Annotated in this window: 20 protein-coding genes; 11 read left to right on the forward strand and 9 right to left on the reverse strand. The window is 61.5% G+C overall.

Annotated elements, in window-relative coordinates; translation table 11 throughout:
- Positions 1–84: 84 nt before the first annotated feature.
- A complete protein-coding gene (locus HH302_RS00005; protein WP_172196506.1) occupies positions 85–1104 on the reverse strand; it encodes an IS110 family transposase in 1020 nt (339 codons plus the stop codon).
- A gap of 124 nt (positions 1105–1228) precedes the next feature.
- Between HH302_RS00005 and HH302_RS00010 the strand changes: the two genes are divergently transcribed.
- The 5 genes from HH302_RS00010 (at position 1229) to HH302_RS00030 (ending at position 4247) form a co-directional block, all read left to right on the forward strand.
- Positions 1229–1540, forward strand: coding sequence for an SMI1/KNR4 family protein (locus HH302_RS00010; RefSeq protein WP_172196508.1), 312 nt, complete (start codon positions 1229–1231; stop codon positions 1538–1540).
- A 516-nt stretch (positions 1541–2056) separates the two neighbouring features.
- A complete protein-coding gene (locus HH302_RS00015; RefSeq protein ID WP_172196510.1) occupies positions 2057–2479 on the forward strand; it encodes a hypothetical protein in 423 nt (140 codons plus the stop codon).
- A gap of 112 nt (positions 2480–2591) precedes the next feature.
- The gene (locus HH302_RS22670; RefSeq protein WP_216661728.1) at positions 2592–3116 is read left to right on the forward strand and encodes a hypothetical protein; all 525 of its coding nucleotides are present in this window, start codon (positions 2592–2594) and stop codon (positions 3114–3116) included.
- 189 nt (positions 3117–3305) lie between these two features.
- Positions 3306–3692 carry a VOC family protein gene (locus HH302_RS00025; RefSeq protein ID WP_172196512.1) on the forward strand — a complete coding sequence of 129 codons (387 nt, stop codon included), beginning with the start codon at positions 3306–3308 and terminating at the stop codon, positions 3690–3692.
- A gap of 135 nt (positions 3693–3827) precedes the next feature.
- Positions 3828–4247 (forward strand): MGMT family protein, encoded by a 420-nt coding sequence (locus HH302_RS00030; RefSeq protein WP_172196514.1) that lies wholly within the window; start codon positions 3828–3830, stop codon positions 4245–4247.
- A gap of 752 nt (positions 4248–4999) precedes the next feature.
- Here the strand turns inward: HH302_RS00030 and HH302_RS00035 are convergent.
- The 3 genes from HH302_RS00035 to HH302_RS00045 form a co-directional block, all read right to left on the reverse strand.
- Positions 5000–5350 (reverse strand): hypothetical protein, encoded by a 351-nt coding sequence (locus HH302_RS00035; RefSeq protein WP_172196516.1) that lies wholly within the window; start codon positions 5348–5350, stop codon positions 5000–5002.
- Between the two features lie 3 nt (positions 5351–5353).
- On the reverse strand, positions 5354–6631 hold the full coding sequence (locus HH302_RS00040) for a hypothetical protein (RefSeq protein WP_172196518.1): 1278 nt from the start codon (positions 6629–6631) through the stop codon (positions 5354–5356).
- A 298-nt stretch (positions 6632–6929) separates the two neighbouring features.
- Positions 6930–7244: a hypothetical protein gene (locus tag HH302_RS00045; RefSeq protein WP_172196520.1), complete on the reverse strand. Its 315-nt coding sequence runs from the start codon at positions 7242–7244 to the stop codon at positions 6930–6932.
- Positions 7245–8118: 874 nt separating this feature from the next.
- On the opposite strand from HH302_RS00045, the gene HH302_RS00050 reads away from it, so the two are divergent.
- Entirely contained in the window at positions 8119–8586 is a 468-nt protein-coding gene (locus HH302_RS00050; protein WP_172196522.1) for a hypothetical protein, read from the forward strand.
- A 2-nt stretch (positions 8587–8588) separates the two neighbouring features.
- Positions 8589–10304 carry a M48 family metalloprotease gene (locus HH302_RS00055; RefSeq protein WP_172196524.1) on the forward strand — a complete coding sequence of 572 codons (1716 nt, stop codon included), beginning with the start codon at positions 8589–8591 and terminating at the stop codon, positions 10302–10304.
- Between the two features lie 359 nt (positions 10305–10663).
- On the opposite strand, the gene HH302_RS00060 is transcribed toward HH302_RS00055, so the two are convergent.
- The 3 genes from HH302_RS00060 to HH302_RS00070 form a co-directional block, all read right to left on the reverse strand.
- A complete protein-coding gene (locus HH302_RS00060; RefSeq protein WP_172196526.1) occupies positions 10664–11095 on the reverse strand; it encodes an HAD domain-containing protein in 432 nt (143 codons plus the stop codon).
- 662 nt (positions 11096–11757) lie between these two features.
- Positions 11758–12282 (reverse strand): GNAT family N-acetyltransferase, encoded by a 525-nt coding sequence (locus HH302_RS00065; protein ID WP_216661729.1) that lies wholly within the window; start codon positions 12280–12282, stop codon positions 11758–11760.
- A 175-nt stretch (positions 12283–12457) separates the two neighbouring features.
- Positions 12458–12952 (reverse strand): DUF2938 family protein, encoded by a 495-nt coding sequence (locus tag HH302_RS00070; protein WP_172196528.1) that lies wholly within the window; start codon positions 12950–12952, stop codon positions 12458–12460.
- Positions 12953–13602: 650 nt separating this feature from the next.
- On the opposite strand from HH302_RS00070, the gene HH302_RS00075 reads away from it, so the two are divergent.
- The 4 genes from HH302_RS00075 (at position 13603) to HH302_RS00090 (ending at position 18061) form a co-directional block, all read left to right on the forward strand.
- Positions 13603–14679 carry a sensor histidine kinase gene (locus HH302_RS00075; protein ID WP_172196530.1) on the forward strand — a complete coding sequence of 359 codons (1077 nt, stop codon included), beginning with the start codon at positions 13603–13605 and terminating at the stop codon, positions 14677–14679.
- Between the two features lie 42 nt (positions 14680–14721).
- Positions 14722–15528 (forward strand): LytTR family DNA-binding domain-containing protein, encoded by an 807-nt coding sequence (locus HH302_RS00080; protein ID WP_172196532.1) that lies wholly within the window; start codon positions 14722–14724, stop codon positions 15526–15528.
- A gap of 785 nt (positions 15529–16313) precedes the next feature.
- The gene (locus HH302_RS00085) at positions 16314–16748 is read left to right on the forward strand and encodes a FixH family protein (RefSeq protein ID WP_172196534.1); all 435 of its coding nucleotides are present in this window, start codon (positions 16314–16316) and stop codon (positions 16746–16748) included.
- A 47-nt stretch (positions 16749–16795) separates the two neighbouring features.
- A complete protein-coding gene (locus HH302_RS00090; protein ID WP_172196536.1) occupies positions 16796–18061 on the forward strand; it encodes a cytochrome-c peroxidase in 1266 nt (421 codons plus the stop codon).
- A gap of 223 nt (positions 18062–18284) precedes the next feature.
- Here HH302_RS00090 and HH302_RS00095 read toward each other — a convergent pair whose 3' ends face one another.
- Complete coding sequence (locus tag HH302_RS00095; RefSeq protein WP_172196538.1) at positions 18285–21773, reverse strand: carbohydrate binding domain-containing protein; 3489 nt, start codon at positions 21771–21773, stop codon at positions 18285–18287.
- A complete protein-coding gene (locus HH302_RS00100; RefSeq protein WP_172196540.1) occupies positions 21770–21967 on the reverse strand; it encodes a hypothetical protein in 198 nt (65 codons plus the stop codon). The genes HH302_RS00095 and HH302_RS00100 overlap by 4 nt, the downstream gene beginning before the upstream one ends.
- Positions 21968–22259 lie beyond the last annotated feature (292 nt).

The raw sequence follows: 22259 nt of genomic DNA on the forward strand, positions 1-22259 counted from the left end.
CCGCCACGAGTTAAACAGGACATGCCTCGCGCGGGTCCAACCCTGGCTCATCAACGCGTGCCGTCTCGATCGGCGGGAAACGGGTTACTCGGACTTGAGTTCAAACGCGTCGCCGCGTGCAAGGCAGGCCCACGCGAGCCGTGCGTTCTTGGCCGCGACAGCGATCACGGCGCGCCAGTAGCCGCGTCGCACTGCGAGTGCGCGCGCCCAGCGGCTGATGCGATCTTCACGCTGGGCGGCCAGCGCCAATACCGCACGAGCGCCCATCACCAGCAGGCTTCGCAAGTAGGCATCCCCGGCTTTGGTGATGCGGCCCAGGCGTGACTTGCCGCCTGAGCTGTATTGACCCGGTACGAGTCCGAGCCAGGCAGCGAACTGCCGTCCGTTCTTGAATTCGTGGCCGTTGCCAATGCTCGCCACCAAGGCACCCGCGCTGGTCTCGCCGACACCAGGCAGGGCCATCAGGCGTGTAATGCGCCGATCCTGCCGCGCGATCTGACGTAGCTTGGTGTCGTAGGCATTGATGCGTTCGTCGAGCTGGGCGATGGTGACGAGCAGATCTTCGAGCGCGTCACGCGCCAAGCTTGGCAGCGTCTCGATCGCCGCACGCGCCTGACGGCGGACCACGCTCGCTTTGAGCGGTAGCACATGACCAAATTCGGCGAGCAACCCACGCAGGCGGTTGATCATTGCCGTACGCTCGGTGACAAAGCCTTGTCGGACCCGATGCAGCGTCAGATGCGCTTGTTGCGCTTCATCCTTCACCGGCACGAAGCGCATCGCCGGCCGTTGCACCGCTTCGCAGATCGCAGCGGCGTCCGCCGCGTCGTTCTTGCCGCGCTTGCCTGAAAGCCGGTAAGGCACCACAAATTTGGGCGCCATCAAACGCACCGAGTGACCGAAGCGGGAAAATGCCCTCGCCCAATGGTGCGCGCCCGAGCATGCTTCCATGCCGATCAAGCAGGGCGGCAGTTGGGCGACAACCTCGAGCAACTTCTCGCGTCGTACCGAGGGTTGTACAAGGGCAGGCTTGCCGTGTTCATCCACGCCATGCAACGCAAACACGTTCTTGGCCAGATCGATTCCAAGGACCACAATTTTCATGGGCTTCCCCTCCATCGAGATGACGATGAGTTGTGCAATCCCATCGTGGCACTCAAAACGCGACGCCGCTCACACGGCACCGCGGGATGGGGAATGCCCTTTCATTCGTTAGAGCGCAACACCAATGGCACCTAGCCCCGAACTAATCGCGTACTACGCCTCAGGAAAACCACTGGTTTGCGAGCTCGATGCCAATCCGTTTCTTTGCGAGTTCTGGCCGCCGGAAGAGTTGGAGCAATACAACCACGAGTACGAGGTGTCGGAATACGCGCCGGGCTATTTCGGCTTTGCTACAAGTGGCGGAGGTGAAATGTTCGCCCTTGCCCCCAACGGTGCAATCGTGTGCCTGCCGTTTGTCGGCATGGAGCCGGCCGCGGCTTCACCTGTGGCTCCATCATGGAGCGCATTTGAGGGCATGCTCCGAAATGCGCTCTAACAAGTCCGTCAACGGGACGCCAAACTGCTGCGCAGTTTGGTTCCCTTCGCTGCGCTCAGGCGCCCGTTACGTCCAACGTTAGCGCGCAAATCCGATGTACCTTGCAGTAGCCTTCCTTATCTTGCTCTTGACGTTTCTTCCTTACCTCGTTGTAGGCGGTGTTACGTTGCTGGCTCACCTGTTTGGCTGTGGGACAGCAGATACCCATTTCTGTCGAGAGCTCTACGGCTATATGGGTATTGGGTGGCTCGGAGTAATAACGCTCCCGCTCGGTCCTATCCTGCTTTTCGGGTGGCTCATACTCGGTGCCATTCTGTCTCCCTCAAGCAAGCAGCCAGTCCCCGAAGACGACAATGTGGCCGGATCAAATGAAAAATAGCACGGGCCGCACCCTGTCGGTTCAATGTCACCCGAGCGCTAACAAGGCAGTCAACCGGACACCCAAACTGCTGCGCAGTTTGGGTTCCCTCCGCTGGCGCTCCGGTGCCGGTTACTTTCAACGTTAGCCACTACCCCATGCCCAATCCGCTACGCGAGACCGTCAAACAGAAGTTCTATCCGTTTGCCGAGGCGCGGGGATTTTCGCGTGTGAAATCAAACAACGCGTTGTTCACGGTTTTCCGCAAGAGCGATGGCGGGGTCACATACGAGTTTGAACTTCAGTGGGACAAATACCACCGCCCATATTTCGTGCTTAACTTCGGTCGGCCCGAGGGATCCGGCGTTCAAACTCGAACAAAACGGGGACGGTTGCAACGAAAGAGAGGTGGTCCGATGAGTTGCTGGTTCAACCTTCGGAAGCCATGGCTTGAGGCGCTTCAAACCTGGCGTATCAGGTATACGCCGGACGAGGTAGTGGAGCAACTGATGACATTCTTTCCTGAGATCGAAGCTTGGTGGTCGTGCGGAACCGAAGGGCCTCATGTCTATTGCATCTAGGCTCCTGGCTAACAAGTCTGTCAACGGGACGCCAAAATGCTACGCATCTGGGTTCCGTCGGCTGCGCTCCGGCGCCCGTGACGTCCAACATTAGTCTGCAAAGGGAACCGCCGTGGCGTTGAACTCAATTCGTAAGCCGCAGGTCTGTATCCTCGGGAGTGCCGAGCCGGGCTCTGTCGCATATGAGCTCGCGGGCGAGGCTGGGGCGCTCTTGGCCCTTCACGGCATCACTTTAGTGAGTGGCTGCGGAAGCCCCGCCACGCGTATCGCCGCAGAACGTGCCGTTTCCGCCGGCGGCTTGGTCTTGAGCATCATTCCACCCGATCAGATGCCACCCGCCGATTGGCCTGCTACGGTGGTCGTACCATGCGGCATGGGAGATGCTAGGAACCTTCTCATGGCGCTGGCCGGTGACGCATGCATCGTGATTGGGGGTCGAGCCGGCACCATTTCGGAGGTCTGCTTGGCCTGGCTGCACAAGCGCCCGCTGTTGCCACTGGTTGGCTGCGGTGGCTGGTCCGCTGAACTCCCTTCGCATCCACCGGATGAAAGAGCGAACTCGCCCATTCTTCCTTGGGCCAGCGCAACAGAGTTGGAGGGCCAGCTTCGGCAGCTTCAGCTCATCCGCAAGCGCTGAGGAATGCCGCAACATTGCGGCCCAACCCTTCGCTCGAGCCGACCCGCTCCGGCAAAGCACCCTGGCCGCCCAGGTCCCAGTACTATGTTGCCCCCGTCGGCCAGGGCACCTTGCCTCTGTGGTCGGCTCAGCTCAACCGTCAGGCAGCAAATTCGCTCCCTTTCGCAGACCCCTATCCTCGGAGGTTCTATGAAGCGAGTTACTGGCATTGGTGGCATTTTCTTTAAAGCCAAAGACGCTCCGGCGCTGCGGGCCTGGTATCAGCGCCATCTTGGAATCGATGTTCAAGAATGGGGCGGCACCGCTTTCACCTGGACCGACGCAGAAGGCAATCCAACCGCGGGAACAACCATCTGGTCCATTGGTTCGGCGCAAAGCGATCAGTTCTCGCCAGGCTCAGCCACGTTCATGGTCAATTACCGCGTGGAGGATCTCCACGCGGTAGTTAAAGCCTTGCGCGAAGAAGGTTGCAACGTCCTCGAGAAGGTCGATGAGTCCGAATACGGGAAGTTCGCCTGGGTCATCGATCCTGAAGGGAACAAGGTAGAACTTTGGCAACCGCCCGCTGGCCAATGACCGAGACAGCAGGGTCGAGCACGCGACTGTGGCCAAACCCCTCCATCGAGAGCGGCGCCCAAGGGCTATCGCCCGCGGCCGCACCTCATGTCAAACGTTGGGCCTTGTGAGCGTAAGTAAGGAGTCGCCAAGCATATGCTCAAGGACGAAGTCGTGGCAATTGCAACGGAACGCGAGAAGTTCTTCGGATGCTCGGGGCGAATGCTCTTGCCCAGCCCGGACACGGTTGCCCAGGTAGTCAATGAGGTTCCAGCCGGCATGGTAACGACGCTAGACCTTCTTCGTGGCGAACTAGCACGCCGGGCCGGTGTGGAAGCGGTCTGCCCGTTCCAAACGAAGCAAGCCTTGCGGGCCATTGTGGCCCAATCTAGTGCAGTGCCGCTTTGGCGCCTGGTCAAGAAGAATGGCGAGCTACTGAAGTACTTGTCTGGAGGCACAGCACATCAAGCGGCGTTGTTGGAAAAGGAGAAGGTAGCGACTGCGCAAACGACGCTCGGCCACAAGGTCAAGAAGCTCAAGCAGCATCTTCTGTGCTTTGATCCCGATGAGTCCTGAATTTCGAAGGTGACCTGGAACTCTTGGCGGTAGCAGCCCGACACCTATCTGAATCGCCCTTCCTCGGAAAGTCCGCTTACGTCGATTTCGGGATCAACATCCTATTCGGTCGGAGTGACGCCCTTGGGTCGGATCCTGGCGACAATGGGGTTTCAAAGCTGACGTTCGCATGCTCACAGAGCACGATGGCATGAATGTCCGCTAAGGCCGAAAAGGACTCATCCGCCCCCGTTCTGAACGACCGCTGTGCTCAACTTTCCGCCGCTCACAGCATACGAGGGTCTATGTCCTTACGGGGTCGGGCTCGGACTGACCTCTCCTCGATTTCAGGGCCGGAATGCGGTCACTGAAGCTGCGCTTCCCGGAAGCAGCCATTCGTCACCGTACACGGACGACCCATTTCGGCCGTTCAGTCCACAGAGAACGTCATCGTCAGAATCTCACGAATGCTGACATTGTCCTGCGCTCAACGCAGTAGATCGGGTTGGCCATGGGACAGGCGTTTGGCAGACTGTCCACCAATAGGGCAAAAGACGATGAGGCGCTCAACAGCGCACGTGCTGCGATACCAAGCAGGATACCAACGACCACCCAACAGATCGATCCGGTCAGAAAGGCCTTATTGACGGTCTCACTGAACACGATGCCAACACAGAAGATGAGCATTAACACTCCCACCGGCGGTCACAGTGATGCCGCCCCTGCGATTGCGACGGCTGCCAAAACGGACAACACTCCAAACGTTGATACCTCTACTTGGCGCCTCCGGCAACAGGAGCCACCCAGGTCTGTTCTGCCGTATCGAACTGTCCCACAACGTACGCACGTTCACACAAACGAGTCGCATTGAAGGCCTCTCTGATAGACCCGAACACCTTGGCATTTTGAGGATCTTTGACCCAGCCCTTTTTCAACACATCAGGGAGGTCTTCAAGCAGCGCCAAGAATTCGTCGCTCGCCTCCAGATGCAGGCCGTAGCCGAGAAATCGCGCTTCCGACGGAATCCCAGTTTCCTTCTTGATGTCATCGAGCGATCGCTCGATGAGCCCAAGTCGTTCGGCGACTCGCTGATCGCGCGAACCGCGGCGCTTTGCTTGTCCCACTGTTCACTCCTGTTTCGCGGTTTCTTGCTTGGTCGCTTCGCCACTGGTGACGCCGGTGACGGGCGCGGCGCGGCCACGCGACACCAGTTGAAGCATGACATCCCAAAAGCCGGGCCTTTGGCTGACGGCCTCATGGAGTGGGCTACCAAAGGTCTCCTGCTCGACCAACCGCAGGGGAACCTCGTCCAGGCGAGTGAGCGTCGAACTAAAGAGGCGTTTCTTGAAATCCTCGTCGAGAGACGCCGCCTCGCTGCGATACCCCTCGTACGCATTCGAGATGGCAGCCTTGAACTTATAATCCTCAGCCAATCGGAAGCGCTGTGAGATCTGTTTGGTAGCAACCCACCCGAGCCAGACAGGGGCGCCGATTGCGACGACGCCAAGCCACGCATGCATGAAGATCGACGGCCAGGTGATTGTTGGTGCGGCCAGAAGGGCGGAGATCGTCTTCATCCGTTCCATGCCGACATATCCGCATGCAGCCAGAGCGACGATCAGAACCCCGAGCCACGGATAGACCGACACGCCAAGCCAAAAGCCACGATTCTGGAACGCTCCGGCCAACACGGTTGAGGTCCCAACGCGGTGCAGCGTACGCAGCTGGGTTACAAGTCTCTCCGCTTCCTCGAGCCGTTCAGCCAACACCGACGCATCGGCGGTTGCCTGCGACGAAGAGCGCTCGAGTGCGTCGACGTGGCCCTGGGCCGTAACCTTCAGGCCGGAAATCTTCTGGTTGGCTTCAGCAAGGTCTGCAAGAGTTTCCGGCAAACGATCGGCTGTTCGGTGAGCCTGCTCGATTCGCGTGACCATCTCCGCGAGCGAGGTCGTTCGCGGCTCAACATCGTTCGTTCGCAGTTCGATGTTACGGATCCGCTGAAGGAGGTCGCGAATCGCCGAAGCGGCCTCGTTCGCTTGACGCTCGGGTACCGGCGCGAGAGCGTCGTGCAAATCACGTTCAAGCTCATCGAGCGTGATGGTGTATGCCGGGACCGCTTGGGCTGCATTGGCCCAGAGCTGAGGGACCGTGTTCGCTCGCAAAAAGCGGAGTCGCGTGACCTGTGCATCCAGTATCCCCACCAACTCCCCAAGATCCTCGGTGGTGTGCGTTTCGATGTAGGACTGGAGGACTTCTGCTCGATACGCCAAGTCGCCCAAAGAAACCGCCGGAAAGCTCCAGTTGCCTGTGGCGACGGAAATAGCGCGTGATTCAACGTTGACCGCCCGGACCGAGGCGGAGAGCTGTTCAAGTTCTCCGCAGAGATTAGAAAGTGTTTCGTGCATTGCCGAGGCTCGTAGACGAGAGGGGGGTGGAAAGTAGCGCTACAGGGGCTGGTTAAGCCTGCCGTACGAGTCCTAATCAGTTGCTCGTCGTCGGCAGCAATAAGCAGGGAGCAATTGGCTGGTCGCCCGCGTGCTGTGGTAGGTGAGCGGTCTGCTTAAATCTGTGACAGCCGGATTGCAAACTACAGCAGATCGTCTCCTCGGTTCGGGAGTCATCCCACTCGAGAAGGACCCGGGCGCCCACAGCCAGACAAACCCGTTCGCCGCGTCTAGCGATCATGCATTCATCTCCATTTCGCTAAGCAACGCGCTGGCCGTCTTTCGACTGAGCGCCCATGTTCAGTTCTCCGTGCTCCTGTTCGAGGAATTCGGCAAAGGCGGCCACAACTTCGGGATCTCCCTTTAGCGCATGCGTAACTGCCCCACAACCAGGGCAGATACCGGCATAAGCGGCCTCCATCCCCCGAAGGCCTCGCGTGTCGAGCTCGTCGAAGTCAGTGATGGCGGCGCCGCAGTCGTTACATGCCAAGGCTGTCGGACGAAGAGCAGCCTTGCGCTCTTGCGCAGCCTGGATTCGTTGTTCGCGAGAGCCGCGGTTCTTGGCTTGCCCCATTGCTTTGGTCCTGTAAGGTCATGAGCCCACAGTATGCGATCCCAGAAATGCCAGTTATTGATTTGATCCCAATCCTGGCAGGTATTGCGGAATGTCGACGTGCTCCAACTCTACTTGCGCGGTGGCAACCATGTTGGCGGCCATGAAAGCCAGTTTTTGACGGCTCTTTTTGCGCGGTCCGAGTAGATATCCCCAGCCTTCGGGTTAACGGGAGCCGCCTGCTCGCGATAGAAACCAGCGACCAGCCAGACATCCTCACGCCACGGGACGGGAACACAAACTTGTTCGCGACCAACTTGAGGCGGGCATCTATATTGGAGATTGAATCCGAACTCGATTGCGAGGTATGGCCGCGGGCCCAAGGCAGAGCTTAGTGCGGGACCGTCGGCCCCAGCGCTCACAACGCCCGATTAGCGTTTGGCCTGAACGTAGCCGCTGGCCTCATTGAAACTGAACTGCAGGATCCTGAGTTGTGTCGAAGGTAGCTTCCATTTGCGGTCAGAGGGATATTGTTTCGCGTAGGTCGACAGATGTCACCTGCCAGAAACTGCAATTCCCCCGCTAGAACGCCATTCGTTCATCGCCGTCATCATGGTGCCGCCGTATCCCATCGAGCCCCTCCTCGAATGGCACCATGGGCGAGATCATGGCCTCGTGCGGCGCGGCCGAGGCGCGGACGAGCGCGGCGGTCGCACCAGCAATCAGCAGAATCCATGGAACATGCTTGGCGCATGTCGAGGGGCTTTGATCTGCTTGGCTGGGCTAAGCAAATCGCGCCGGTGTATGAGACTGGCGCCGATATCCAGTCTTGCAGTGTTGGTAAGCACTGACTAAATATTGAAGAAGCTGTCACGTGAAGCTGGAGCCCTGACTTATGACGTCACCGACCATGATTTCCGAAGGATTCATCGCAGCGTGGGCCGCCACGGCCCGGGCTGTCGCGATCCTTGAACCAGCAGAGACAGAACTCGTTCCGGACATCGCACAGTCGGCCGCCGAGCAATGGGGCAGGATCCGAAGAGTGCCTGGCGCGTTCGACTTCGACCTCGTCGGTGTGCAAAGCATGGCAATCACGTTGTTCCCGATCGTTCTCGCTGCCATGAGTAGTGCGATGCCAAAACTGTTCGACGCGTCAATAGACGTCGGTAAAGAAGTGGTGAAGAAGCTGGTCGAGCGGCGCCTTGCCGCGAAGACCGCTAGTCCTACATCTCCACCCATCGACGCTGCGCACCTGCACGAGACGATTCGTGTTGCGGTGATCGAGAGACGGCTCTCTCCGACGACCGCAGACGCGATAGCGAACGCGGTCGTCACGCAGCTGGCGATCGAGAAGTCCGTGTAGTCATGGCGGCGGCGCCCCGCCTAGATCCTCTGAAGTTCCCGGACGAAACAAAGGCAGGTTTAGCCCTTGTCGCCGGGTATATCTTGTTCGACGTCACTCAGTCGATCTCGTTCGGTGCATTTGGTGTTGCGACTTGGATTGGTTGGGGTGCTGCCACACAGTTGGCCGAAGCAATTCAACTCGTCGCACTGCTACTACTTACAGCGGTGCTGTTGTGTTGGCGCCAGCTGAGGGCGGCATACACTCTGGGGCTGCAACCATTGCCCGCGGCAGATCCATCGTTCGCCGAGGAGGCAAGTGAGGTCGGTGGGCAAATCGCTCCAGGGCGCTGCAATTTCGTCGTAACCGCAAACTTTGGAGACGCCAACGCATTTTGTTTAGCCACCGGAGGCGAGAGCCGGATAGTCTTGGGGGGCGGGCTGCGGTTGTTGTTTCGCAAACACCCCGAACGCGCCCGCGCCATCGTCGCGCACGAGTGTTCCCATGTCGAAAGCGGTGACGTCAGCTATGCGGTTCTGGGCTGGCTGCTCTTCGTCAGTTATGCGCTGCTAATGCTTGCGAACTGCGTTGGCTTGCAAATCAAGTTCTGGTCGGACGTGTGCCATATATGGCCAGTATATGCGGCTCACGGGATGGGGGTGGTGGACGCTATCCAGAAAAACCTCCCAAACGCCTTCAGCAACGGTGGCAACGATGTGGCTGCTGTTGCGGGGGTGTGGCTGGTACAGCGTCACTTCATTCGGTTACGTGAGTTCAGGGCGGACGAGCGCGCAGCGCAGTTTGGGTATCGCGGTGTGCTGACGGACCTGCTCAGGGCTGGCTCAGTATTACCTCGTCTTGGCGACAAGTGGCGCCTCCTCTCAATGCACCCGAGCGCGAGCGAGCGTGCCAAGCAGCTTGAATCGCAAACATCATGGGGGCGGATGGACGTCGCGTTTCTTGGGGGTGTGTCACTTCTGATAGCTCGTATCAGTGAAGACCTACCGGCGCTTGGACACAATGAGTCATTGCAGACGGCGCATACGATGGACGAGTTTATGGAGTGGATTGTGCGAGTGTCGCCATCGAACGTGTGGTTGGGCGTTGCACTCCTTGCGCTTCAGAGTTCACTCGTCCTGGTTATGGCATTACACGTATACCGCACCGCCGCGGTGCTTTCGCATCACGGCGGCGGTTTGACGTATCGCCTCACGTACCTTTACGCCGCGATCCTGACGGTCTTCGTTGGCGCTCTCCTTGGCACGGGGAGTTCCTCGGCGAGCCTGCGCGCCTTGGCCGACCCACGCGAGGCGTTCGACATCGCACAATGGATCGATGCCGCTCTCGTCGCGAGCATCCTATCGACGTTCACGTTCTTTCATCTGGCTTTGGGCGTTCTTGTGTTCGCGAACTATGATGTGCTCCGCCCCCCCAAGCGGCCTGTTTTGCTGACAATGTTTCTGACTGCCAGGACCGCACTTGCCGCGGTCCTATTAGAGGTCATTCTCAGTGGTTGCCTTACTGCCTACTGGCACCTCACCGGCGGGTTCAGCCCTTGGGGCAGCGCATTGCTTCCCAACGCCACAACGCAGATGCTCCAGGGAATGCCAAGTCTTCTGCAAGGCCTAGTCATTCTGCTTGGAGGTGCAGTAAGTGTTGCAGGGTTGCGCTGGAGCGGGTTAGTTAAACTGAAGGCGCCGCGCAGCCCAACTCACCCAGACTGGTATGCCAAGCAGTGATTTTGGATCGCACCGCTTTCCCTTGACACGTTCTTGGCTCACTCTGAGGCATACAGGGAAATTCCGCTTGGCGGCGCGGTCTTGAACGACCGTTTCGGTTGGCAAGCATTGGACGGTCTCGATTCGTTAGAACCTCCGTTCATGGCCGGACGTCGATGAGTGCGGAGATGCTCGTTAGCTGACGTTGGCGAGCAGATCGTCGCAACGTCGACTGACCGCTTTGGCCGAATCTCAGGCATTCAAACTCGGACGATAATGGAACGATAGGCTTCTTGGGGCCGAGTAACACGTCGCCGGTCAAAGTGGCCTTTGCAGTTTATGAGATGGAATGATGGGCGCTAGGGTGCAAAAGCGTCCCCTCACGACGCACGAAAGTGTTGCTGCAACGCTTCGATACTCTCCGGCGTCAAACCAACCCTTGAGTCGCAAACAATCACCCGTTCTCGCGTCGCGAACAACGTGGGTTCGTCATCCAATGCGATCCATGCGGCGTCCGTTCGTCCGTTGGCGTCAAGCCACATCCGGCATTCGCGCTCACGCACGGCGGCCGGTGCCGGCTCCAGCGCTGCCCGCGAAAAGATCGGCGTTGCTCCGATCACGCGTTCGGCAATCGTGGCAGAGAGTTTTGAACGCAGCACAGCCAAGGGGAATATCTGGCGCCAGCTGGTCGACAGGACTATCTCTACGTCGCATTGTTCGGCCAGAAAGGTATCCAGTAGATGCGTCCTGGTGAACTTCTCCGCCTTGTTGAGCGGGTGTAGCACTCCGTCGAAATCGAGGAACAGGATCATGAGAGGACAACCACTATCGCTAGGCTGAAGCTTCATTTTTGCGTATACCTGTTGCGAGTGGGCGCCCCGATGGACTTGCGACCACATGTGCCGACAGCCCCCGGCTGGGTAGGCAAGGCCAGTCCGCTCGCCTGCAAAACGGGTCACATGTCCCTTACGGCGATGAAGGTCCGCTATTGGCACGGGAGCAGCCTCTTGACGATCGGCTTCCTAGCGAGGATGCGTTGCCGATCCTGGCCGAAGGGGCACGTAACGCACTCGGCAGACTGTTCGCCGCGCCGGAAAGGATCACTTTTCGGGGTATTACGCGCTGACTCCGCCGGAATCCGCACGGCGCTGAGCACACTGTTTGCACCTCTATTGCACGCCGAAGGGCGAAGAGCGTGAAAACCGTCGTCCGTTTGCAGCTTTAGTCGCCGCTCAAGAGCGCATCGGCCGCCCGACGCCCGCTTCGTTGCACAGCCGCCGTTTGCGCCTCTATTAGGACGAAACACTGCGCGAATGCCTGGCTCTCTGGGCATTGGCTCGCGCGCAGAGGTGGGCCCCAATCCCTATTCCGGCGGGTAGCCGTCAGTGCTTCACGCATGTGCGTACGTGGCGTCTGCGGTTTGTCGAACGCACCTCTGGGCACGGCAGGCGCTCTGGCGCGGCAGCTTTCAGGTTCATGGCGTGGCGTTTGGCCCGGCGGATCGCGGAAGCTGATAGACATCCCGTTCGTGGCCGTCGGGGAACATCGGCCGGGTGACTCGAACGCCGCCGAGGCGGGCAATCAAGGCTTTTGCAGGTGCGTTGTCGTCTGCGGTGTACGTCGTGACCGACTCCCAGCCGAACTTGTCGTAGGCGTGCTCAATGGCCAGGCGAGAGGCTTCCAGTGCGTAACCCTGGCCCCTTGCCTCGGGAAGCAGCCACCATGTGAGCTCCCGCGGCCACCCGCGACCCTGCCAGAACCCGCATACGCCCAGAATTGAAGCGTCCGCGCGCCGACGAATGGCCCAGACGCCAAAGCCCTGCATGTGCCAAGCACCGAGGTCATAGACAAGGCGGGACCACGCGGCGGCGGCCGTCAGCGGGCCGCCGTAGGCCGCTGACGCCTCGGCGTCGGTATAGAAACGTTGGTAAGCCAGGTCGCAGTCTTGGTCTGGCGGCACTAGGTCCAGGCGTTCGGAGGCCAGAGTGGGGATCAGCATGGTGTGATGTCCTGTGTTGCGTGGGGCAGCCGTGTTCAGTTGTACCTAAGCTGCGGGGTAAGAGGCGAGCTTGTCGTCCGGTCATGTCGGCGCATCGATACGCTCGCGTTGTTGGCCGGTGCGTGGCTGCTTCGCGCCATCGGAGCGGGCAATAGCGTGTGCATGGCGGTGTGCGCTACCCGATATGGCGAGCAAATGCGAGTGCAACGCCGACGCCCAGCCCATAGGGGATGTGGGACAGCGGACTTGCAAGCAGGGCATTGGTACCCGCCGGCCCGCGCAGCCCGAAAGCGCCCCAACCGAAGGACGGTAGCAGCACGAACCACGGCAGCAATGAAGTCGCGAGACCAAAGATCATGCCCCCTAGCAGATCGTTGTCCGGGTGTGGCAATCCAGCGCCGTGGAAGAACAATGGATAGAGCAGCGCGACACCGCCGCCGCCAACAAGGAGATGAAAGGCCCACCCTGCCCATGCCTCGCGTTTGAATGGCCGGCATTCGCGAACGTCCTTGTGGGTAAAGCGCCCGCCGAGCAAGCTCAGGAACCAGCGGCCCAGCAAGGCTACGTTCACGCCGCTGGTGACGCCCAATCTCGCCGCGAATGCCTCGGTGGCATCCATCAGCAGGGCGCCGGCCATGCCGCCGACAAACGCTGAAACAAAGCTTTCCATTCCTGATCTCCTCACGTTAGAGCGGGCGCCTCAAGTCGATGTGGCACACGCGTGTGTCCGACTGCGCCTCGTCGTGACTCGGCGGCAAACGGCATGCGCCGCAGCGGTTCCTCGGTCAGCGCCCTTGCCGACCGATGGGTCTCATCAATCAGTGTGGCGAGCACCTGCATACACGGGCGCGTCGGAGCGGTGTCGTCGTGCGAGTTCCGCGTCGTCATCGCCAAGTTGCGTCCGAGCCGCGTCAGGCGATTTGCTGCGGCTGGTGTGCACTTTCGGCGACCCGCGCGCGGGGCGACAGTCGGTTGCGACCAACCGCTGGTTTCGGTGCGGCAACGGTCGGCAGACTCGACTGAGCCGTCGCAGCGCGCGTGCGATGGTCGTGGCCGGGGCAGTGCGCCACCATGCCGGGTGAACGCAGCACCCGGCGTTTGCCACCACGGAGAACGCGAGTCGGGGCGCCCGTTGGAATGATCTGCGCAGCGCGCGAGATCGCCGCCGGTCGGTACTCAAGACCGCTCGGTCGATGAAACCGACCGTTCGCGGACAGTCAAGCGCGGCTTCGTCGTCGCTCGCTTGGCGGCGGTTGGTCCAGGATCTAGAGTGACACGGCGTTTTCAACTTCCCTCGCCGAAACCAGCCTGCAGCCCCAAATGCCACTTACCTCGCATCGACATCCTTATCTGTGGCCCGAGACGTTCGGCGACGCGTTGCAGGCCACGGTCTTCTCCGCCCTGGTATGGGCGCTCGCGGCGACGCTGCTGTACTTTCTGGCGCCTGGCCTCGGTTCCTTCCCCCGGGTGCTGATGTTTTCAGAATGCGTGGGCATCACGATGGTCGCCTGCGTGCTGGCGCTCAGGCGGTCTCAACGTTTGGCGCGCCTGCGTCCGATGACCCGATGGGTTGTTACCGGCCTGATAGCGATCCCGACCGGCTTCATTGCAGGGCACCAGATCGCCTTTCTTCTCTTGGGCGAGCCGATGCAGATGGTCGGCAACCAACGGATCAGCCTGTCGCCCATCATCTTCACCGTGCTGGTGGGGGGGCTCGGCTTGTACTACTACGCCACGCGCGAGCAACTCGCCAAGGAGGCGGCGGCCCGCTCCGAGGCGCAGCGGCTGGCGATCGAGTCACAGCTGCGCCTGCTTCGCGCACAACTCGATCCCCACATGCTTTTCAACACGCTCGCCAATTTGCGCTCGCTGATTCGGGAGGATGTCGACCGTGCCGAGTCGATGATCGATCAGCTGATCGTGTATCTGCGCAGCGCGCTCGCGGCGTCGCAGACGGAAGCAGTGGCTTTGAGCCGCGAATTCGCGCAACTGCGCGCGTATCTCGACATCATGTCCTTGCGCATGGGGCCGCGTCTTAACTTTCGGCTCGATTTGCCGGCTGGCTTGGCGGACACCCTGGTGCCACCGATGTTGCTGCAGCCGCTGGTGGAGAACGCGATCAAGCACGGGCTGGAGCCCAAGATCGGTGCCGGCAGCATCGAGGTCGCCGCGAGCCTGACTGACTCGGGGATCGAAATCCGCGTCAGCGACAGTGGCCTCGGCCTGCCCGCGGATGAGCAGGACGCGGCCGACATTGCTGCACGCCCCGCAGGCACGAGTTACGGGCTGCAGCATGTGCGTGATCGCCTGCACGCCGTTTATGGATCCGCAGCACAGTTGAGCCTTGAGCGTCGAGTCCCAAGCGGCGTTTGCGCCGTGATTCGCATTCCCCGCTGAAGGCCGCGTTTGTCGCACCCAGAACACGTAGAGGAGACATCCATGTCCACGGTTGCCCCAGCTACCGCCGTCATCGCGGAGGACGAACCCGTTCTCTCGCGCAACCTGCGCCGCCTGCTCGAACAGGTGTGGCCCGAACTCCGAATCTGCGGTGTCGCGGAGGATGGTTTGCAGGCCACCGAACTCGCGTTGGCACACACACCCGATGTGATGTTTCTCGACATCAAGATGCCGGGCCGCACCGGCATCGAGGTGGCTGAGGCGGTGGCGGACGAGTGGCCGGAAACCAAGGCCGAGCCTCTGTTCGTATTCGTCACCGCGTACGATGAATTTGCCGTGCCGGCGTTTGAGCGCGCGGCGATCGACTATGTGCTCAAGCCGGCCACGCCTGAGCGTTTGCTGCAGACGGTGGAGCGACTCAAGAAGCGGCTGAGCGAACGCGCGGCATCACCGCATGTCGGGGATATGGCGGCGCTGATGCAGCGGGTACAGGCGATCGCTGAGCCCGCGGATGATGCGATGGAACGAATCAAGGTCATCCGCGCGGGGGTGGGCAACACCGTGCGCATGATTCCGGTTACCGACGTTGCATACTTTGAGGCCACCGAAAAGTATGTGAACGTGGTGACGCCCCTCGGCGAGGCTTTGGTGCGAATGAGCTTGCGCGAACTGATGGCGCGTATCGATTCAACCGACTTCATTCAGGTGCATCGCAGCGTCATGGTGAACACCAACTTCATCCTGAGTGCGACGCGCGAAGAGAACGGGCTCTACAGCTTGCGCATTCGCGGTGTGGATCGGCTGGTGAAGGTCAGCCGTGCATTCGGGCATCTGTTCCGCCCGATGTAAATCATCGCGCGCGGGGCCCGTCGGCACACGCTGCCGAACGGGCTCACGCTCAGGGTTGCTGTTGTTGAAGGCGACGTTGCCTTGCCTCCAGATCGTGTGCGTCCGCCGCCCGTGCAAGGTATCGCTCCTCGTAACTGACTGGACGTAGGCGCGCGACCAGCCGCGCGAACATTCGCATCAGGCCTCTCATCGCTTACTCCAGGCAAGCTTGAAGTGCCCCGCGTGCTTGGGCGCGGGGCGTGCCGGCGCTCAGCCCTTCGTGCATGCGCAACTTGTGCCGCACGCACAGTTCTCACCGCATGCGCATGCGTCCTGCGCGGGTTGCCGGCAGCCACATGCGCAGGACTCGCCTGGGCACTCGGTGCAGTTGCAGGGGGATGCTTGCTGGGTTTCGTTCATGGTCAGACTCCTTGCTTGCTCGAGGACGGGATGCCCTCGATGGCACTCACTCTCGCCGGATACCCCGGTCGGTGAAATCAGGCTGAGACGAACCGCCGATTCCGGGCCTGCAGTGGTTGATGGCATCGACCAGGCGGCATGGTGGGCACCTGGCTCATCACGCGGGCAGGGGCTCCGGTGAGTGCGCTACCAGATCGGATGTAGCGCGGATCCACACGGCAAACCATTCGGCAGCCGGGAGCTACCGTTGCCGGACGCTGGTGTGCATCTGATCGCATCCCGCTGTCGCCGGGGCAGGCGCGGTACGAGAGTGCATCCGTCGCGTCGCGCTTTTGCGTGACGGGTCGGACCGCTTTCAACCGTCGCCACTTGATCCAGGAGTCGCCATGAATCGCTTCATCACCACAACCATTTCTTCGTTTGCGCTTGCCGCCGCCACCGCCTGTTCGGCGCTGCCGCCCAATCTCGATACCTCGTTGACCCATACCAGCGTCGGCAAGAAGTACGTGGTCACACTTCAGCCGCCTGCAGGGCCGGTGGTGGTCAACCAGATGCACGCATGGCAGGTGAAGCTTGCGTCGCCAGCGGGCACGCCGATCACCCATGCGCAAATCAAGGTTGATGGCGGTATGCCGCAACACGGCCATGGTCTGCCGACGCGTCCGCAAGTGACGCGGGAATTGCCGAACGGCACCTACCTGATCGAGGGCATGAAATTCAGCATGACCGGCTGGTGGGAGATCAAGCTCGCCATCGACGGTTCTGAGGGTGCCGACAAGGTCACCTTCAACACGGTCGTGCCCGAATCGGCCGGTCGCTGAGAACCCCGGGGGCTACGACCATGGCCAGATCCACAACCGCAATGCGGATGTTCGGCGTTGTCTTCGCCGCCAGCGTGCTCTCGGCCGTCACGCTGGCGAGCGCCGGGTATCTGCATGAGCCCTCCGGCGCGGACGATTGGAGCGCGGAGGAAAAGCAGGTGTTGGCGTCGCTGAGCCTAACGCGCCTGCCCGCCGCTCCGGCCGACCCGTCCAATGCAGTGGAGCAAATGCCGGCTGCGATCGATCTCGGCAAGCGGCTGTTCAGCGACGCCCGCTTCAGCCGCAACGGGGCGGTTTCGTGCGCCAGTTGCCATGACCCTGACAAGCAGTTTCAAGACGGACTGCCGGTCGGACAGGGCGTCGGAGCCGGCTCGCGACGAGCGATGCCGATTGTCGGCGCGGCCTACAGCACCTGGCTGTTCTGGGACGGGCGAAAAGACAGCTTGTGGTCCCAGGCGCTCGGGCCGCTGGAGGATGCCGTAGAGCACGGTGGCACCCGCACACGCTATGCGCGGCTCATCGCAGCCAACTATCGCAAGGACTACGAGGCCCTGTTTGGTGCGCTGCCTGATCTGGAGGGCCTCCCGCTGGACGCCAGCCCGCTTGGCGACGCGGTCGCTCAGGCTGCGTGGAATGCGATGGGTGCGCGCCGCCGCGACGAGGTCTCGCGCGTCTTCGCGAATATCGGCAAGGCAATCGCCGCCTACGAGAAGTCCCTGCGGCATGAGCCCTCGCGCTTCGATCGCTACGTCGACGCCGTGGTGACGGACGCCCCGGCGGCCCGCAGCATGTTGCGGGCCAACGAAGTCAGAGGCTTGAGGCTGTTCATCGGCAAAGGACAATGCGTGAGTTGTCACAATGGCCCGCTCCTGACGGATCAGCAGTTTCACAACACTGGGGTGCCACCCCGAAACGCGACGGCGCCGGATCGCGGGCGCGCGGCCGCGACGAAGAAAGTACTTGGGGACGAGTTCAATTGTCGGGGGCCGTTCAACGATGCCGGCGCATCGCAATGCCCGGAACTTCAATTCATGGTGGCCGACGATCCAGCGCTGGAAGGTGCGTTCAAGACGCCGGGCCTGCGCGGTGTGGCGCAGCGTCCGCCCTACATGCACGCCGGGCAGTTCGCCTCGTTGGAGCGTGTGGTGCGCCACTATGTCGCTGCGCCCCACGCGGTGATTGGACGGTCAGAGCTGAGCCATCGACACGAGGGTTCCAAAGATGATCCGAAAGCCGGCAGGGCACCGATCGAGCTGACCGAGACTGAAATCGCCGACCTGGTGAGTTTCCTTGGCACCCTGAACGCTGATTGATCTGCGGGGGCGGCCACGCCATGACACGCGTTGCGCCTGCGTCGGCCAGCCTCGGTTCGCCGGGTTCGACACGCTCACCAGCGGCACGAGCGTCGATTGGGGTGAGTGCGCGCTCCAATAGCGCTGTGCTGGGAGCGCAGGCGCTCGACAATGAAAAAGCCCCGCCATTTGGCGGGGCCGTGCCCTGCAGCCAGCCACCCTAGGGGACGGCTGGTTTTGCGGCTTACTGCACCGTAGCGGCGTCTTCCAGCAGCACGACGCCGTTGCTGTCTGCCGTAACGCTCACGCGGCCGCCAGCAACGGTTGCGGTGGCGCCGGTATAGGCGTCGCGCACGAGCAGGCCATCGGCGAACACGCCGGCGACGCTGATCGACACATTGCCGCTGGCGCCGAAGGCGACGACGACCTTGTCGCTGCCCTTGGTGCGCGCGAAGGTGTAGGGCGAGTCCGCCAGCTTCTGGTGACTGCCTGCGCCGACCGCGACGTGCGCGTTACGGAACTTGCCGAGCTTCTGCGCATGGGCCAGGGCGGCCGTGTCCGGCGAGCTCCAGTTCATGTCGCCGCGCCACACGTGATCGCCACAGCACGAAAGGTTCGGACGCCCGCTCTCGTCGCCGTAGAAGATCTGCACGCCGCCAGGCGCCATCAGCAGCGCGGCGAGGCCGGTCTTCAGGTTGGCGCGGTCGTACAGACCCACGTCGTGGCTGGAGATGTAGGAGAGCAGGTTGTACGGCTTGCTGTTGTCGGTGTTGACGCCGGCCAGCGTGACGTAGGTCGACTCCATTCCAGTGAGGCTGTTGGCGGCCCCCTTGAAGTTGAAGTTGATCATCGAGTCGAAGCCGTTGTCGAAATAGCCGTCGCGATCCGTGCCGTGGCCCCAGGCTTCACCGGTCATCCAGAAATCGGTGTCACCGGTGAGCAGGGCGGCCTTGGCCGGATTGGCGGCGATCCAGTCCCGGCGCGCGCGCTGGGCTTCGTCCTTGAGCACCTTCCAGTTGGCGAGTTCGACGTGCTTGGCAGTGTCGACGCGGAAGCCGTCGATACCGAAGTCGCGCACATAGTCGGTCAGCCATTTGACGAGGTGGTTCACCGGCGTGCGCTGGCGGCCTGTCTGCGAGAACCAGGCGTCGAGCGAAGCCTTCTTCTCGTTGAGCGTGCCTTCCTTGGTCCACTTGTTCACCAGCAGCGGCGGCAGGCCGACTGCGGAGAAGTTGTCGGTGCGGAAGTCAGGCAGGTAGCCGACACAGCCGGTCAGGCCGTCGGTGCCGGTACAGGCGCTGTAGCCCACCAGGCCGTTGCTCACACGTAGCCAATCCGGGCTCCACCACTGCGACCAGTTGGCGTTGTTCGGATCCATGTAGGGCTTGATGTGGGTGTTGTAGTCGACCAGATCGTCGGTCTTGAAGGCTGTGTTTTCCCAGCCGTTGACCAGACCACCGAAACCGAACTCCCACATGTCCTTCAGCGTGTCGTAGCCGGCGTGGTTCATCACCACGTCCATCACGATGCGGATGCCCTTGGCGTGAGCGGCGTCGACCACGGCTTGCAGGTCGGCGCGCGATCCCATGTTCTTGTCCATGCTGCTGAAGTCCAGCGCATAGTAGCCATGGTAGCCGTAGTGCTTGTGGCCATCGCCCGATACGAAGCCGTGGATCTGCTCGTACGGCGCGCTCATCCAGATCGCGTTGATGCCCAGCTTGTCGAAGTAGCCCTCGTTGATCTTGCTGAGCAGGCCCTTCAGGTCGCCGCCATGGAAGGTCGCGGGGAAGTCGCTGAGGCGGTTGTTGAACGGCGTGCCGTCCTTGGCGGATTCGCGGCCATACGAGCGATCGTTCGTCGTGTCACCGTTGACGAAGCGGTCGGTCAGCAGGAAGTACACCGTGGCGTTGTCCCAGCTGAAGGTCTTCTTCGGCACCGTCTGGTTGCCGGTCGTGACCGGCGCCGTGTTGCTCGCGCCCGAGCTGAGTCCGGTCGCATTCTTCGCCACCACCGTGTAGCTGTAGGTGGTATTCGGCGCACCGCTCGAATCCACATAGCGATTCGTGGTGGCCGTGAAGGTTTGTGCGCCGCTGCCGCCGGTACGCGTGATCACGTAGGTGATCGTCGGGCTTTCAGGGTCGGTCGAGGCGACCCAGGTCAGCGTCACGGTCGTGCCGTCCGCGGTACCGGCCAGCGTCGTCGGGTTGCTCGGCGGCGTGGTGTCGATGACGCACGGTGCCGCGGCGTTGGTGGTTACCACGCCATCTTTAACCGTGGTCGTGCCGGCGTTGATGGTGTAGTCGATGCCGCCGTTGTTGTCCCAGGTCGAACCGTTGTTGAAGTCCGCCTTCATGCTGGTCAGCGCGCCGAGATTGACGGTCTTCTTGACCCAGTTGGTACAGCCGGCTTCGTTCATGGCCGTGCCGGGCGGCGTCGTCCAGGTGCCGTTGAGGCCGTAGTGGATGTTCACCGAACTCCAGCCACGCGTGCCGGTGTAGTAGTACACGACGGCGCTGCTGTCGGTGGCCGGCTGCGTGCTGACGGTCAGCGGGGGTGCGCTCTGGGCGCTTTCGTTCTTTGCCGCATCGAAGGCCGAGATCGTGTAGCTGTAAGCCGTGTTGGCGGCGAGTCCGGTATCGGTGAAGCTCGGCGTCGCGCTTGAATTGACCTTCGCGCCATTGCGATAGATGTTGTAGCCGGTTACGCCGACATCGTCGGTCGATGCAGCCCAGCTCAGGCTGATCGAGCTGGCGGTCGTGCCGGTGCTGATGACGCTGGCCGGTACGCTCGGCGGTTTGGTGTCTACACCGGCACAAGGGTTGCCAGCGCCGATCACGCCGCCGCTGACCGTCACGTTGCCGGTGCCCAGCGTGTAGTTCTTGCTGCCGTTGTTGTCCCAGGTGCCGGAGCCGTTGTTGAAGGTCGCCGCGAAGCTGGTCGCGTCGCCCAGGCTGACCGTCCTGGCATACCAGCCGGTGCAGGCGAGCGTCATCGCCACGCCGGGTGGCGTCGTCCAGGTGTTGTTGATGCCGTAATGGATGTTGATCGACGTCCAGCCGGCAGCCGGCTTGTAGTAAACCGTCGCGCTGTTGGTGCCTGCCGGCAGCGTCGTGATCGGCAAGGCCGTGCTCTGTGCCGAGCTCGCACCCGCGGCGTCGCGTGCCGACACGGTGTAGCTGTACGCCGTGTTGGGGGTCAGGCCGGTGTCGGTGAAGCTCGTCGTCGTACTCGAATTGATCTTCGAGCCGTTGCGGAAGATGTCATAGGCCACAACGCCGACGTTGTCGGTTGAAGCCGTCCAGCTGAAGCTCGCCGAGGTCGACGCGATCGTGCCGGCGGTCAGCCCGGTCGGTACCGTCGGCGGTGTGATGTCGCCGCACGGCGAGGTGGTGGTCACGACGCCGTTGTTGATCGTGACGATGCCGGTGCCGACGGTGTAGTTCTTGCCCGCGTTGTTGTCCCAGGTGCCGGCACCATTGTTGAAGGTGACCTGCCAGCTCGTTGCGCTGCCGACGTCGACCGTCTTGCTCTTCCAGCCGGTGCAGGCGTTGTCCATTGCGACGCCCGGCACGTTTGTCCAGGTGCCGTTCACGCCGTAGTGGATGTTGGTGGTTGTCCAGCTTGTTGCCGGCTTGTAGTAGACGATCGCCGAATTGGCGAACGCCGCGTGCCCGACGGCCGCAAACATTGCGGCCGACAGCACTCGTGCGCTGTGCGCATTCCAGACCTTCATTGCTTCTCCTCTAGCGTGGTGATTGCAGCCGGCGTTTTGATTGTTTTTGTGTTCAAGACACGTTGTGCGGCTCTGCCTGGCTTCGCCAGTCCAGTGGCGAAAACAATGCTGCGTAGGCTGTCGTCGCCCAGGCGGTTGCGACGCAGGCCCTTTTGCTGCCGGTCTGTTCGCGGATGCTGCTGATTCGAACGCATGAGTGCTGCTTATGCGCCCATACAAAATACCTATGTTGTCGCGTGCGGACTTGTCCGAATTTGTGCCGGCCGGAGGTCCAGACCGGACGCTGCGATGCGCTTGGGCGCTCGTTCGTGACGTTCGGCGATGTGCGCGCAATGCATTTGGCATCGGTTGTGCCGGAATTGCTGGGAATCGGCGCGATGGGTGGCGAACCGGCGAATCGCCGCAACTTCGCAGCAATCCTTATCTGGAATTGCTTATCGATTTTTCTTCGTTCTCGGCTCGGGGGTGGGTCGATACAGTCAGCGC

Source organism: Niveibacterium sp. COAC-50 (assembly GCF_013184235.1).
GTDB lineage: Bacteria > Pseudomonadota > Gammaproteobacteria > Burkholderiales > Rhodocyclaceae > Niveibacterium > Niveibacterium microcysteis.

Coding starts and splice junctions, on each gene's coding strand:
- HH302_RS00040 (WP_172196518.1), bottom strand. CDS start 6,631: ATGCACGAAACACTTTCTAATCTCTGCGGAGAACTTGAACAGCTCTCC.
- HH302_RS00070 (WP_172196528.1), bottom strand. CDS start 12,952: ATGGAAAGCTTTGTTTCAGCGTTTGTCGGCGGCATGGCCGGCGCCCTG.
- HH302_RS00055 (WP_172196524.1), top strand. CDS start 8,589: ATGGCGGCGGCGCCCCGCCTAGATCCTCTGAAGTTCCCGGACGAAACA.
- HH302_RS00015 (WP_172196510.1), top strand. CDS start 2,057: ATGCCCAATCCGCTACGCGAGACCGTCAAACAGAAGTTCTATCCGTTT.
- HH302_RS00085 (WP_172196534.1), top strand. CDS start 16,314: ATGAATCGCTTCATCACCACAACCATTTCTTCGTTTGCGCTTGCCGCC.
- HH302_RS00025 (WP_172196512.1), top strand. CDS start 3,306: ATGAAGCGAGTTACTGGCATTGGTGGCATTTTCTTTAAAGCCAAAGAC.
- HH302_RS00045 (WP_172196520.1), bottom strand. CDS start 7,244: ATGGGGCAAGCCAAGAACCGCGGCTCTCGCGAACAACGAATCCAGGCT.
- HH302_RS00005 (WP_172196506.1), bottom strand. CDS start 1,104: ATGAAAATTGTGGTCCTTGGAATCGATCTGGCCAAGAACGTGTTTGCG.
- HH302_RS00065 (WP_216661729.1), bottom strand. CDS start 12,282: ATGCTGATCCCCACTCTGGCCTCCGAACGCCTGGACCTAGTGCCGCCA.
- HH302_RS00060 (WP_172196526.1), bottom strand. CDS start 11,095: ATGATCCTGTTCCTCGATTTCGACGGAGTGCTACACCCGCTCAACAAG.
- HH302_RS00090 (WP_172196536.1), top strand. CDS start 16,796: ATGTTCGGCGTTGTCTTCGCCGCCAGCGTGCTCTCGGCCGTCACGCTG.
- HH302_RS00100 (WP_172196540.1), bottom strand. CDS start 21,967: ATGCGTTCGAATCAGCAGCATCCGCGAACAGACCGGCAGCAAAAGGGC.
- HH302_RS00030 (WP_172196514.1), top strand. CDS start 3,828: ATGCTCAAGGACGAAGTCGTGGCAATTGCAACGGAACGCGAGAAGTTC.
- HH302_RS00095 (WP_172196538.1), bottom strand. CDS start 21,773: ATGAAGGTCTGGAATGCGCACAGCGCACGAGTGCTGTCGGCCGCAATG.
- HH302_RS00050 (WP_172196522.1), top strand. CDS start 8,119: ATGACGTCACCGACCATGATTTCCGAAGGATTCATCGCAGCGTGGGCC.
- HH302_RS00075 (WP_172196530.1), top strand. CDS start 13,603: ATGCCACTTACCTCGCATCGACATCCTTATCTGTGGCCCGAGACGTTC.
- HH302_RS00010 (WP_172196508.1), top strand. CDS start 1,229: ATGGCACCTAGCCCCGAACTAATCGCGTACTACGCCTCAGGAAAACCA.
- HH302_RS00080 (WP_172196532.1), top strand. CDS start 14,722: ATGTCCACGGTTGCCCCAGCTACCGCCGTCATCGCGGAGGACGAACCC.